This window comes from Pseudorhodoplanes sp. (assembly GCF_035565795.1).
In the GTDB taxonomy this organism is placed as follows: Bacteria; Pseudomonadota; Alphaproteobacteria; order Rhizobiales; family Xanthobacteraceae; genus Pseudorhodoplanes.
The window spans coordinates 1-13,373 of sequence record NZ_DATMRV010000074.1; the positions used below are offsets into that span (position 1 = coordinate 1).

The window sequence follows — 13,373 nt, forward strand, 5'->3', positions numbered from 1 at the left end:
GGCGCAATTTGTTGGCAACACATCCACGGTTGAGAGCGTCCTGGCCAAAGTGAAACTCGCCTGAGCAGCCGGCCAACGACTGAGGTGCAGCCTCAGGTTTGACGCGAGGCGGCGCATCCGCGAACAGCGCAAATCCCGGAGGTGATTGTATGATGGGGTATTCAAATGGTGCCGGCGGAGGGATTTGAACCCCCGACCACCCGCTTACGAAGCGGATGCTCTACCACTGAGCTACGCCGGCTTTTTCCTTAAGGCACAAAGGCTTATCGTCTCGTCTCCGACCCGGCCAGGCAGGATTTGGCCGGAGCAATCTCAGGGTAGTCCTGCCCTTCGGGTCGGCGGCCGTGATAACGGCTCCGAGGGCAAATGAAAAGCCCGAAATCTGCCGGGAAGCCCCCTGCAGCGCGCCAATCTGCCTCCCCGGCGGCGTCCTTGTCACACGACTGATAACGCTATGGTCGGCCCGGATTCCGGGCGAGCCCCGGAGTTCCGCAAGCGAGTCTGACCGCCGACCGGAGCAAAGGAAGCCGGGAGAGCGATCCGTTTCAGCGTCCTCCAAACGCTGCCCCGAGCTCCTGTTCGCGAGTGGCAGCGCACGCGCGACCGGTAGCCTGCCGGTGCAGGCACTCGAGCAATTCGAAGCCTTCGTCGAGGAACTCAAAAACAGAATACGAGAATCCAGAGATCTACATTGGGCAATGCAGCGCCCGGCTTCCGGCGATACGGACCACGCGTCCTCACAGCGGCTATGCTCAACGCCACATCAGGGTCATGCTGACGTCTCCGGGCATTCCATCCGGCCAATCGGCAATCTGAAACTTGATGTGATACCCGCGCGGTTCGAGATATTGCTTCCAGAACGCGTGAAGCTCTTTCGGCAGGCCGGTCAGCGTCTCCTCCCAACCCGCTTCCTGCTGGTTGATCGCGCGCCCCTTGTCGGTGAAAAGCTTGTTCGAGAAGCGCGCGATCTCGACCTCGGTGAGGCCGTTGCTGACCGCGCGGTTGATGATGGCGGCGGCCTTCTTCATCCGCTCCTCGTCAGTAACGCCCGACGGCTTGAGCAACCTGTCGAGCAGCGCCTTCTTTTCCGCCTCCGCTGCCTGCTGCTTCTTCATATATTCGGATGCTTTTTGCGCCTCGATCTCGGCACTCTTGCGGAGGTTGTCCTTGGCACTCGGCAGGATGTCGTCAAGAGCAGCCATTGTCCTCTCCCGTACTCCAATAAGCGCTAATCGATGATGTGATATCCGCCATCGACGTAGAGTGTCTGACCGGTAATCAGCTTCGCCGCGTCATGCGCCAGGAAGGCCGTGGCAACCCCGACGTCGTCGATCCCGACAAGGCTTCGGGTCGGGGCCCTCTCCTTCGCCTTCTCGAGCAATTGGTCGAATTCGGGAATGCCTGACGCCGCCCGCGTCGCGAGCGGGCCCGGCGAAATCGCGTGGACGCGGATACCCTTGGGGCCCAGTTCCGCCGCAAGATAACGGACCGATGCCTCCAGCGCCGCCTTTGCGACGCCCATGATGTTGTAATTCTTCACCACACGTTCGCTCCCGTAGTAGGTCATCGCGAACATGCTGCCGCCCTTTTTCATCAGCGGTTCGGCAAGATGAGCCATATGCAGGAACGACCAGCAGGATACGTCCATGGTGGCGAGAAAACCGTCTTTCGACACGTCGATGACGCGACCGTGCAGCGCGGCTTTCGGTGAGAAGGCAATCGAATGGATCAGATAGTCCATGTCTCCCCATTGGGTTCTGATCCGATCAAATACCGCCTCGGTCTGCCCCTCGACGTTGACATCAAGCGGCATGACAATCGGCGATTCAAGTTCCTTGGCGAGCGGTTCAACAAAGCGCCTCGCCTTCTCGTTCAGATAGGTGACTGCGACCTCCGCCCCGAGGCCGCGGAAGGCACGCGCGCACCCCCAGGCAATCGACTGATCATTTGCGATACCGACGATGAGGCCTTTCTTGCCTTCGAGCAGCGGCGCTTTCGCCTTCGGTATGCTCATGCCGTCCTCTTGACCGCAGCGCCGGCATAACCGCCCGCAGTCAGCGTTGCTACCGTCTGCTTCGCGATCATGAGTTCTTCATTGGTCGGCACGACAAACATGCCGACCCTGCTGTCAGGGTGCGAGATACGGAGGTCGCCCCTGCCGTTGGCATCCCGATCCAGCTCGGCTCCGAGCCATGCGAGCTTTTCGGCGATGCGGGAACGCAGCACAACGGACTTTTCGCCGATGCCAGCGGTGAACACGAAGCTGTCAACGCCGCCGAGCGAAGCCGCAAGGTAGCCGGCATACAACCCTATCCGGTACACGAAATAGTCGAGCGCAAGCGCGGCGCGCGGCTCGGCACTGTCCAGCAGTTCGCGCACATCGTTGCTGACGCCCGACAAACCCTTCAGGCCGCATTCTTTGTAGAGAAAATCCTGCACGGCGCCCGCGCTCATGCCCTTTTCACTGAGAAGGTACAGGACAACACCCGGGTCGAGCTGGCCCGGTCGCGTTCCCATCGGCAGACCGTCGAGCGCCGTGAAGCCCATCGAACTTTCAACACTACGCCCATTCGCAATCGCGCACATCGACGCGCCGCTGCCGAGATGCGCAACAATGGTTCGCCCGCCCGCGCGCTCGGGCATCAATTCGCCAAACCGCTCCGCGACGTATTCGTAGGACAGACCATGGAAGCCGTAGCGCCGCACGCCCTCGGCATAGAGCGCATCCGGGACGGCATAGCGTTCCGCAACCTCGCTATGACCGCGATGGAACGCGGTATCAAAGCATGCAACCTGCGGCATGTCCGGAAAGCGCTCCAGCAGTACGCGGATCGGCGCCAGATTGTTCGGCTGATGCAGCGGCGCGAGCGAAACATAACGTTCGAGGTCGGCCACCACCCTTTCATTGACAAGAACCGGCCGGTCGTAATGCGGCCCGCCATGGACAACCCGATGCCCGACCGCCACGAAGTGCAGATTCTGCTCCCGCCTGAGCCAGGCGCCGGCCGTGCGCATCGCGGTCTCGACATCCGGAACATCCGTCGCGTCATAGCTCCGGTCTACCAGCTTTTGATCGTCGGCCCCGCTTGCCTTCAGCCTCGGACGAACGCCGATGCCGTCCACCTGACCGCTGATCAATTGCCGCAGCGTTCCGGGCGCATCGCTCTTGAATATCCGGAATTTGACGCTCGATGAGCCGGCATTGACAACGAGGATCACGTCCATGGCGGTCACGCGGCCGGAAGTGCGGTGCTGCGGCGCCGCGCATCGGCGGACAGCGACGCGATCGCGCAGGACGCCATGCGGGTGCGCACCGAATCCGCGCGTGACGTCAGGATGACCGGCACACGCGCGCCGAGGACGAGGCCCGCCGCATCCGCTCTCGAAAGGAAGATGAGATTTTTCGCCAGCATGTTGCCGGCCTCGAGATTGGGAACGACCAGAATCTGAGCGCGTCCGGCAACCTCGGACTTGATTCCCTTGATCCGGGCCGCCTCCAGGTCGATCGCGTTATCGAAAGCGAGCGGGCCATCGAGGATGCCGCCCGTGATCTGTCCGCGATCAGCCATCTTGCACAGGGCCGCCGCATCAATGGTCGAAGGGATCTTCGTCGTGACCGTTTCGACCGCCGACAGGATCGCTACGCGCGGGGTGCCATCGCCGATCTGCAGGAACAGATCGATCGCGTTCTGCACGATGTCGCGCTTTACATCGAGATCGGGAGCGATATTGATCGCTGCGTCCGTGACGATCAGGGTGTCCGGATGCGACGGTACGTCCATGATGAAGACATGACTGATGCGGCGCGCGGTTCGAAGCCCGGTTGTCGAGGACGTGACGGCGCGCATCAGCTCATCAGTATGCAGGCTGCCTTTCATCAGCAGTTCGGCCTTGCCGGCGCGGATCATCTCCACGGCCTTGGCTGCAGCGGCTTCGCTGTGCTCGACGTCAACAAGTTCATACTTGCGGATGTCGAGTCCAGCTTTCTTGGCGACTGCGTCTATCTTCGCGGAAGGGCCAACGAAAATCGGTCGAATGATGCCGGCCTCGGCGGCCTCCACGGGGCCCCGAAGCGAGGTCTCATCGCAGGGATGGACCACGACAGTTGACGATGCCGGCGCCTCTTTCGCGCGCGCGATCAGTTGCTCGTATTTTGCGTGCGGCGCCGGCGGGGCCGTCCGCATCGAGACCGCCGCTTCGGATGTGACCATGACAGCACCTCGTCAATGACGCTCACTTGTTCTGCGCTCGCGCTTCAACCCTAGCGAGCCGCGGCTTGCCGCCTTCGAACAGCCCGGCGATACGTCTCATTCTTTCGGCCGCCTCTCCGGCGAGTGCGCCGCTTGCGCTCGCGACTTCCTGGATCGCGGCGAGCGCGGTCCGGCGCGCCTCGGCGTCGTCCGGCAACAGCTGTGGGATCGCGGCAAGCGCCGCCTCACGGTCGATCAGCAGCATGAAGAATTGCTCGCGGACGAGCTGCTTGAACTGCGCCAGCGTCAGCCGCTGATTGCTGGTCGAGGCGAGCCGCATCCTGCGGATGATCTCGAAGCTGCGCTCGTCGACACCGCCACGCGCCATACCGATATAAAGCGCTGCGCGCACCATGCATTCGCGCACGCCGCCGGTCGTGATCGCGGCTCGCAATTCCGCGATCCGCTTTTCCACGAGCTGCTGATACAGCGGGCTTTTCGCCGCCTTGCGGAGCGAGCGCTGGTCGATTTGGCGATCGATACCGCAGGCTGCCTGCAGGACCGGAGAACCATAAACGGCAAGAAAGGTGCGCTCGGCCATGTTTTCGACCGCGTCGCGCCAGGCATCGAGGCCGCCGACGATCTGCTGCGAGATCTTCTCCTGAAGCGCGAGGAACGGATTGTCGCCCGACACGGGCTTGCGCTCGGCCTTTACCTGCTCGGCCAGGGCCTTGACGGGCGCCATGAACGGGTTTGCATCCGAGAACAATTCATATTGCAGCCGCAGCGGATGACATTGCCGCATCCATTCCGCCAGCACCGGATTAGCGAAGGCCCGGACCGCGGGCTGCAGATAAGCGCGATAGAGCGCAAGATTGACTTCCGACACCCGCGCCGCCGTCGCAAAGCGGCGCTCGTCCTCGGCATCATTTCCGCCGAAGGCGCGAATGTCGTCGAGGGTGCGGGCCTCGCAGCGCATCACCCAGTCGCCGGTCACGAGATCGGAATTGGGGGCATCCGAGGCGCGTTTGGTGAAAGTCGCCTCGTACAACCCGGGCGGCAGCGTATCGATCAGGTCGATGTTGTCGGAAAACTCGCTGTACTGCTTCCGGGCAATGCCCGCCGAGACAAAGATGCCGAGATGGCCTGCCTCATCGTGCACGCTGTATACGATGGTCTGCCCGTAGGATCGGATCTGATCGACGCTGTCATAGAGATCGAGAATCCAGCCGAGCGCCTGGGAGGGCGGCGTGATGTTGTCGCCCTTGGAGCAGAAGACGACGATCGGCGAACGGATGCTGCGAAGATCAATCGCCGTGCCGTCGTCAGTCGTGATCCGGCCGGCGGCGAGATTGTTGCCGATGAACAATTCATCGACGATGAACTGGATTTCCTCTGCATTCAGATTGACGTGGCCGCCCCACCAGCGCTCGAAGCTAAGATAGCGCTCGGCCTCGGTGTCGATCTTGGAATACAGATTGTATTGTTTGGACCAATATGTGTTCGCGGGATTCTGGCTTTCGAAATTCTGAACGAGATAGGCGCCATCGAATTTTCCGGCACCGAGATCGCTCGTCAGCGCGGTGAGCCAGCTGCCGCCGAGTAGGCCGCCGCTGTAGCGCATCGGATATTTTCCGCGCACGCCGTCCCAATAGGACAAAGGCGAGCCGGCGATGATGATCGGGCCGAACAGCTCCGGGCGGAGCGCGGCGAGCATCATCACGGCCCAGCCGGCCTGGCAATTGCCAATGACACACGGCTTGCCGTCGGCCTGCGGATGGCGCCTGATCACTTCGGCGAGGAATTCCGCTTCAGCACGAGCCACATCCGCGATGGTCTGGCCGGGCACGGGTTCGGGCAGAAAGCCGATGAAATAGCACGGATGGCCAGCGCGCATTGCCATGCCGATCTCGCTGTCCGCCTTGAAGCCCCCGATGCCGGGACCGTGCCCGGCGCGCGGATCGACGATCACGAAAGGCCGCGCGGAGTGGCTGATCTGCATACCGGCCGGCGGGATAATGCGAACCAGCGCATAATTGACCGGACGCTGGAGCGTGCGCCCATCAGTCACCAGCTCGCACTCGAAATTCAGGACGTTTGGCGCAGTCTTTGCCGCGTGTTCACGATAGGCATTGCCCCGCTGCCGCATCACATCGAGAAAGAGCACCGAGCGTTGCGCGGCATCGGCGACATATTCGCTGGCCGCTGCGAACCAGGCGGGCGTCAAGGCCTTGCTGATGGAAGATCCGGCCTCGGGTGAGGTCATAGCAAGGATCCTTTCCGGTCGCCCGACTTGCATTTGCCCAAACGTCATTGCGGGCACTCCGGCTTCCCGGCGTCTTGCTCTGGCAGCCGACCATGAAGCCACGGTTTGGCGGTACTGTACTTAGGTTTAGTTTCAGCAAATCGATTGCCGCCAATTTGACACAGACTGTCGTTCCATCTCCGCGATCACGTCGTGAAGAGTCGTGGTGCGATCGATGACGCCAACCTTTTCGCCAAGTCCGTCGGCGCGCAAAAAGTCCCGCACATAGCTGCGCGCTCCGACAATACGGAGCGCGACGCCGTGGTGGGCGAGATCGGCGTGCAGATCGTGCAGCATGCGTGACCCCGCAAGGTCGATGAATGGGGATGCGGACAGGTCGCAGATCAGCAGCTTGACGTCAGACGAACTGGATGCCTGCAACCGCGCGCGGATACTATCCAGGACGAAGGCTGCGTTGACATAAATGAGCGAGCTCTCCACCCTGACGATCAGCGCGCCCTTCGGAGACTCGTTGTCAGGGTGCCGATCCATATCGGAATAAATCTCTGTCCCGGGAATGCGACCGAGAAAGGCCACATGCGGACGCGACACGCGCATCAACAGAAGCGCGACACAGGCGAAGGCCGCGAGCAGGATGCCGTGGAGGATGCCCAGCAGCAGCACCGCCACCAATGCAATGCTCGCGGCATAGAAATCGAGCCGGCTGACGCGCCACATATGCGCGAGCGCGCGAAAATCGAACAAGCCGAGGATCGCCGTCAGCACGACGGCCGAGAGCGCGGCTTTGGGCAGATTTTCGAGGAGGTCCGTCAGGTAGAGCAGACACAAAGCAAGCGCGATCGATGCAAAGATCAATGCCAGCGGCGTTCTTGCACCGGCCTTGTCATTGACCGCCGACTGCGACAGCCCGCCCGCCACCGGATAGCCCTGCCCGAATGCCGTCGCGAGATTCGCCGTTCCGATGCCCAGGAATTCCTGCCGCATGTCGAGGTCGTAGCCATGCTTCGCCGCGAACGTCCGCCCCGCCGAAACCCCTTCGACATAGGCCAGCAGAAGACAACCGGCAGCGAGCGCGAATATGCCCTCGACATCGCGCAGGCGTAATTGCGGCCACGAGAAGTCCGGGAGCCCTGATGGAATGTTGCCTGTGATCGGCACGCCCTTGGCCGGCAGTCCCAGCAATGTCGCTGAAACGATGGCAAGCGCCACGACCACGAGCGCCACAGGGCGTCCGGGCAGCCATCTTTCTCCGAGCAACAGCAGGAGAAGGGCCGCGGCGCCGATCGCAAACACCAACACTTGGGTCTGCCCAAGCTGGCTTGCGAGCACGACCACCCGCTCGAAGAAATTGTGGCCCCCGCCCGGCACACCGAAGAGACCCGGCAATTGCGTCATTGCGATCGTGAGACCGGCGCCGATCTTGAACCCGACCAGGATCGAGTCGCTGATCAGAAGCGCAATCACACTGAGCCGAAGCAGCCATGCTATGAAACACAGGAAGGCCACGGTAAACGCGGCGAGACTTCCGATCTGCGCATAACGCTGCATGTCGCCATCGGCCATCGCTCCGACGGTCCCGGCGATCATTAGCGAGATCGCGGAGGTTGGCCCGACAGCAAGCTGGCGCGAGGACCCCAGCAGCGCGTAGCCGATCCCGCCAAGCAGATAGCCGTAGATCCCGACCTGTGGCGGCAACCCGGCGAGCGCGGCGTAGGCGAGCGACACCGGAATGGCATAAGCCGCAAGTGTGACGCCGGCAACGATGTCATGCGGCAGCCACGCAGCACGATATCCGGAAAGCCAGGCCCACGTGCGCTGCGTATCGGGCAAGCCGGCGCCGGTATCCTTCATGCGCCTGACCTCCCGCCGCCTAGGCTTGCGGGCTCTTGCGAAGGTAGACGAACCAGTAGACGGCAGCCACCATCACCGATCCGCCAACGATATTGCCCGCAGTCACCGGTATGAGATTCGCAATAATGAAATTGTCCCATGTGAGCGCCGGAAAGTCGGCTGGCGAACTCCCGATCGCCGCCCAGAACGAATCCGGCGCGCCGCTTTTGATGAACAGCCCCATCGGGATGAAATAGATGTTTGCGATGCTGTGTTCGAACCCCGCCGCCACGAAGATGGAAATCGGCGGCACCACCGTGACGACGCGGTCGATGTTGGTGCGCGCGCTGTAGCACATCCATACCGCGAGACAGACCAGCACATTACACAGCATGCCGAGCACGAATGCCGGTCCTGGCGCGAGCGCGGTCTTGCCGTTTGCAATCATGAGTGCATTCAGCCCGACTGAACCGCCGCCGAAGGTGTATTGAGTCGACAGGAAGACAAGCACCGCAGTCGCGATCGCGCCGATGAAATTGCCGGTGAAGACGATCACCCAGTTGGTCAGCACGGCTCTTGTCGTCACCTTCCCGCTCGCCCAGGCCATTACGAGCATGTTGTTGCCAGTGAACAATTCGGCTCCGCCAATGATCACCATGATGAGGCCGGCACAGAAGACGACGCCTGTGAGGAGACGCATGATCCCGTAAGGGATGCTGGCATCCACACCGATGCCGATCGCTCCGACGGTCGTCGCGAATATCGCGCCGAACGAGATGAAAGCCCCAGCCAACAGGCTGAGTACGAACACCGTAAGCGGGTTCAGCGCAGCCCGCGCAACGCCGCCGGCTTCGGCGCGCAATGCCATGGCGGGCGGGAGAATGGTGTCGAAGCTGATCGGCTGGGGCGGCGGGGTATGCTCTGTCATGCGGCGCCTACCCGCCACCGAGCGCCATCAGACCTACGATCTGCACCGCGATAACCTTCACGATGGTCATCGACGGAAAGATCATCGCATAGCCGATATCCGGCCGCTCGGTCGGCGCCATCCGGGTCGAATAGACCAGGATCGCCGGATTGCCGGTGGCTCCTGATGCGATGCCGACCAGATCGTCATAGGGAATCTTCATGATGTAGTAGCCGACCAGCAACACGATCAACACGGTCGTCAGCAGGACTGCTGCGCCGATGAACAGCATGGTCAAACCCGATTCAGCGACCGTCTTGACGAATGGCTGTCCGGCATTGATGCCGACGGCAGCGAGGAAAATGGCAAGACCATAGTTCCGCAACACGATGTTGGCCGGAAGCGGCATGGTCCAAAGCATCGGACCTGTCCGGCGCAGCTTGCCGAGGATAAGCGCCACGAGCAGCGGCCCGCCGCCGATTCCAAGCGTGACTGTGCCGACGCCAGGGATCGGAATAGGGATCAGCCCGATCAGGATGCCCAGCGCCATACCGACACCGAGCGAGACATAGCTGAACTCGGTGGTCGCCTTGACGCTGTCGCCGAAGGCGTTGCGCACTTCCTGCTTGCGGTCTGGCGGCACCAGCACACCGACGCGGTCGCCGAACTCAAGGAGCAGATCCGGCGAAGGCAAGAGATCGGCGTCATAGCGCCGCACGTGCAGAAGCCGCGTGCCGCTCGGCAGCGCAAGCTTCGACAGCGGCACCCCCACCATGCCGGCTTTGCCGACGAAGACTCGGATGTAATCGAGCGACGAGCGATCCTGCACCAACCGGCCGGCTTCAAGCTTGCCGAGTTTGGCGGCCGCCTCCGAAAGACCCTCCGCCTTATCAGCCACCACGAGCAGCGCATCGCCGGACGACAGCGCCAGATCGTCGACCGGAATGACGTTGTCCCCTTTGATGCGAACCATCGTCACCTGGACGCCGGCGGGCAACGTGCCCGACAGTTCTCCCAAGGTACGCCCTGCGGCATCTCCTGAAATCGTAATCTCGCCCATGTGGAAGCGCTGCGCCTTGGGCGGAAACTTCGGCTTCACGTGGCGCGTCATGAAATAGATGCACAGGATCGGACCGATCACGCCGAATGGGTATGCAATCGAGTAGCCAATCGAGGGGTCGCTGTTCTTCATGACGTCGAGCGCCGCCTGCAGCGTCGCGGTGCTGGTCATCGAACCGGCATACATGCCGAGTGTGTGGCCTATCTTGATGCCGTAGACCTGTCCCAGTCCCAGAGCCACCAGCAGGCCGGCTATGACGGCAATCAGGGCAATGACATTGGCTTTGATGCCCGCCGCACCAGCCATACCTTCGAAGAATTGTCGGCCGTAGAGGATGCCAATGCCGTAGAGAAACATGATCAGCCCGGTAAGCCCGATCGGCCCGACGATATTGGCCTTCGGCGCGAAAGCCCCGATGGCGAGACCGACAAACAGCACCGCCCCGACGCCCAGCGAGAAACCGCCGAGGTTGATCTGACCGACCAGATATCCCACACCGATTGCGAGAAAGATCGCGAGGATCGGCTGTGTGCCGACAATGTCGCGGGCGAGGTCGATCATGGCAACGTCTCCGAATGAAAGGACGAAGGGCCAGCAATCAGGTCAACGCACGTTGCACCCGGCAGCGCGAAACTGCCCGATGACACGGCTGATCAGATCGGGAGTCGGGGTCGGCGTCTCTGCATGCACGTATGGAAGGCCCATGGCCTTCCATTTGAATTCGCCAAGCTGGTGGAAGGGCTGCACCTCCACCCACTCGACGTTCTTCATCGGCGCGACGAACTTCGCGATACCTTCGACATTGTCGGGGTCGTCGGTGTGACCCGGGACCAGCGTGAACCGGACCCAGGCTCGTTTGCCGATCTTCGCAAGGCGCTCCGCAAAACGAAGCGTCGGCGCAAGATCACGGCCCGTGACCGCCTTATATGTCTCGGGATTGGAGCTCTTGATGTCGAGCAGCACGAGATCGATGTCCGACAGATATTTGTCGCTGACCCGGTCACCGAGATAGCCGGACGTCTCGATCGCCGTATGAAGACCGAGGGCCTTGGCGCCGGCGAAAATCTCGCCGGTGAATGCCATCTGCACCATCGCCTCGCCGCCGGAAATGGTGAGACCGCCATCGAGCGATCGCAAAGCCGGCGCGAAGCCGGCAAGCCTGTCGAGCACCTGCTTGGACGACACGTAGGTCCCGTCCTTCAGGTGCCAGGTGTCAGGGTTGTGGCAATAGGTGCAGCGAAGGAGACACCCGGATACGAACAGGACGACACGCAGGCCCGGCCCGTCATACCGGGACGCAGTTTCGTACGAGTGCACATAGCCGTAGGTGCCACTGGCCTGATCCAGCACATCGTTCTCGTCCGGCGCATCGGGCGACTTCCCGACGCGCAAATCGTGCCGACTGCCGGCTTCGATCGTGCCGAGTGCGGACATGCCCTCACCTCCGGTCACACCTGGCCGTGGAACGTGCGGCTGATCACGTCCTGCTGCTGCTCCTTCGTGAGACGCACGAAGTTCACGGCATAGCCCGAGACGCGGATCGTGAGCTGCGGATACTTGTCCGGGTTCTTCATCGCGTCTTCGAGCGTCTCCTTGTCGATGACGTTCAGGTTCATGTGGAATCCGCCCTGACCGAAATACATGTCGAAGGCCTTCACCGCGGCATCGATCAGTTGCGGCTCCGACAGGTGCGCCTTCTGCGGCGCGACGGAGACGGTGTAGCTGATGCCGTCCTGCGCATCCTTGTACGGAAGCTTCGCCACCGACAGACAGGACGCCAGCCAGCCATGGCTGTCTCGCCCATGCATCGGGTTGGCGCCCGGCCCGAAAGGCTCGCCCTTGCGGCGCCCGTCCGGCGTGTTGCCCGTCATCTTTCCGTAGACCACGTTCGAAGTGATGGTCAGCACGCTCTGCGTATGGGTGGCGTTGCGATAGGTCGGATGCTTGCGGATCTTCTGCATGAAGCTCGTGACAAGATCCGACGCGATCGTGTCGACACGATCGTCATTATTGCCGAATTGCGGCGGCGTCCCCTTGCTTTCGATCCGGTAATCGACAGCGAGGCCGGTGTCGTCGCGGATCACATGGACCTTCCCGTATTTGATCGCAGCGAGACTGTCCGCAACCACCGAGAGTCCCGCGATGCCGAACGCCATGGTGCGCAGGATGTCGCGGTCGTGCAGCGCCATTTCCAGGCGCTCGTAGAAATACTTGTCGTGCATGTAGTGGATACAGTTCATCGCATGCACATAGGTGCGCGCGAGCCATTCCATGGTCGTGTCGAACTTCTCCATCACGTCTTCGAAGTCGAGCACATCACCCGTCACTGGCGGCGTCGGCGGCGCGACCTGCTCGCCCGACACCTCGTCGCGACCGCCATTGATCGCGTAGAGCAGCGCTTTCGCGAGGTTCACGCGAGCGCCGAAAAACTGCATCTGCCTGCCAAGCTTCATGGCCGAGACGCAGCATGCGATGGCATAATCGTCGCCCCAATAGGGCCGCATCAGATCGTCGTTCTCATATTGCAGCGACGACGTTTCCTTGCTGATCTTCACGCAATAGCGCTTGAAATTCTCCGGCAAGTAATTCGACCAGAGAACGGTGATATTCGGCTCCGGCGCCGGCCCGAGATTGGTCAGCGTATGAAGCATCCGGTAGCTGCTCTTGGTGACGAGCGGTTTGCCGTTGAGGTCCATGCCGCCAACGCATTCGGTCGCCCAATAGGGATCGCCGCTGAACAGCGCATCGTATTCCGGAGTACGCAGGAAGCGCACGATCCGGAGCTTCTGAACAAGCTGGTCCCACAATTCCTGGGCACCTTCCTCGGACAGCGTGCCTTCCTTCAGGTCGCGCTCGATATAGGCGTCGAGGAAACTCGAAATGCGGCCGATCGACATCGCCGCGCCGTTCGCTTCCTTAATCGCGCCGAGATAGGCGAAATAGGTCCACTGGAAGGCTTCCTTTGCATTGGAAGCCGGACGCGTGATGTCGAAGCCGTAATTCTTTGCCATCGCCGCTAGGTCGCCGAGCGCACGGATCTGTTCGGACAGTTCTTCGCGAACGCGGATGATCTCGTCCGTCGGCCACATGTCGTCGACCTGCTTGCGCTCCTCCTGTTTG

The 13,373-nt window shown here is 61.7% G+C and carries 10 protein-coding genes and 1 tRNA gene; all 11 read right to left on the bottom strand.

Going from position 1 to position 13,373, the window contains the following annotated elements; translation table 11 throughout:
• Positions 1-166: 166 nt before the first annotated feature.
• Positions 167-241: transfer RNA gene (locus VNZ93_RS07610), tRNA-Thr, on the bottom strand.
• A gap of 511 nt (positions 242-752) precedes the next feature.
• Positions 753-1,202 (bottom strand): hypothetical protein, encoded by a 450-nt coding sequence (locus VNZ93_RS07615; protein ID WP_325702404.1) that lies wholly within the window; start codon positions 1,200-1,202, stop codon positions 753-755.
• A 26-nt stretch (positions 1,203-1,228) separates the two neighbouring features.
• Positions 1,229-2,014: an enoyl-ACP reductase FabI gene (gene fabI, locus VNZ93_RS07620; protein ID WP_325702407.1), complete on the bottom strand. Its 786-nt coding sequence runs from the start codon at positions 2,012-2,014 to the stop codon at positions 1,229-1,231.
• The gene (locus VNZ93_RS07625) at positions 2,011-3,225 is read right to left on the bottom strand and encodes an acetate/propionate family kinase (protein WP_325702431.1); all 1,215 of its coding nucleotides are present in this window, start codon (positions 3,223-3,225) and stop codon (positions 2,011-2,013) included. The genes fabI and VNZ93_RS07625 overlap by 4 nt, the downstream gene beginning before the upstream one ends.
• 5 nt (positions 3,226-3,230) lie before the next feature.
• Complete coding sequence (locus VNZ93_RS07630) at positions 3,231-4,211, bottom strand: phosphate acetyltransferase (RefSeq protein ID WP_325702410.1); 981 nt, start codon at positions 4,209-4,211, stop codon at positions 3,231-3,233.
• 22 nt (positions 4,212-4,233) lie between these two features.
• A complete protein-coding gene (locus VNZ93_RS07635) occupies positions 4,234-6,456 on the bottom strand; it encodes a DUF3141 domain-containing protein (RefSeq protein ID WP_325702413.1) in 2,223 nt (740 codons plus the stop codon).
• 132 nt (positions 6,457-6,588) lie between these two features.
• Positions 6,589-8,307, bottom strand: coding sequence for a SulP family inorganic anion transporter (locus VNZ93_RS07640; RefSeq protein ID WP_325702416.1), 1,719 nt, complete (start codon positions 8,305-8,307; stop codon positions 6,589-6,591).
• Between the two features lie 19 nt (positions 8,308-8,326).
• Positions 8,327-9,214, bottom strand: a complete 888-nt coding sequence (locus tag VNZ93_RS07645) for a formate/nitrite transporter family protein (RefSeq protein ID WP_325702419.1) — start codon at positions 9,212-9,214, stop codon at positions 8,327-8,329.
• A gap of 7 nt (positions 9,215-9,221) precedes the next feature.
• Positions 9,222-10,814, bottom strand: a complete 1,593-nt coding sequence (locus tag VNZ93_RS07650; protein ID WP_325702422.1) for an aspartate:alanine exchanger family transporter — start codon at positions 10,812-10,814, stop codon at positions 9,222-9,224.
• Between the two features lie 42 nt (positions 10,815-10,856).
• Positions 10,857-11,687 carry a pyruvate formate-lyase-activating protein gene (gene pflA / locus VNZ93_RS07655; RefSeq protein ID WP_325702424.1) on the bottom strand — a complete coding sequence of 277 codons (831 nt, stop codon included), beginning with the start codon at positions 11,685-11,687 and terminating at the stop codon, positions 10,857-10,859.
• Positions 11,688-11,701: 14 nt separating this feature from the next.
• A partial coding sequence (locus VNZ93_RS07660) for a pyruvate formate lyase family protein (protein ID WP_325702427.1) occupies positions 11,702-13,373 on the bottom strand: 1,672 nt, incomplete at its 5' end.

What these genes read in the sequence shown, in the direction of transcription:
- VNZ93_RS07615 (WP_325702404.1), bottom strand. Translation starts at nt 1,202, where the DNA reads ATGGCTGCTCTTGACGACATCCTGCCGAGTGCCAAGGACAACCTCCGC.
- fabI (WP_325702407.1), bottom strand. Translation starts at nt 2,014, where the DNA reads ATGAGCATACCGAAGGCGAAAGCGCCGCTGCTCGAAGGCAAGAAAGGC.
- VNZ93_RS07625 (WP_325702431.1), bottom strand. Translation starts at nt 3,225, where the DNA reads ATGGACGTGATCCTCGTTGTCAATGCCGGCTCATCGAGCGTCAAATTC.
- VNZ93_RS07630 (WP_325702410.1), bottom strand. Translation starts at nt 4,211, where the DNA reads ATGGTCACATCCGAAGCGGCGGTCTCGATGCGGACGGCCCCGCCGGCG.
- VNZ93_RS07635 (WP_325702413.1), bottom strand. Translation starts at nt 6,456, where the DNA reads ATGACCTCACCCGAGGCCGGATCTTCCATCAGCAAGGCCTTGACGCCC.
- VNZ93_RS07640 (WP_325702416.1), bottom strand. Translation starts at nt 8,307, where the DNA reads ATGAAGGATACCGGCGCCGGCTTGCCCGATACGCAGCGCACGTGGGCC.
- VNZ93_RS07645 (WP_325702419.1), bottom strand. Translation starts at nt 9,214, where the DNA reads ATGACAGAGCATACCCCGCCGCCCCAGCCGATCAGCTTCGACACCATT.
- VNZ93_RS07650 (WP_325702422.1), bottom strand. Translation starts at nt 10,814, where the DNA reads ATGATCGACCTCGCCCGCGACATTGTCGGCACACAGCCGATCCTCGCG.
- pflA (WP_325702424.1), bottom strand. Translation starts at nt 11,687, where the DNA reads ATGTCCGCACTCGGCACGATCGAAGCCGGCAGTCGGCACGATTTGCGC.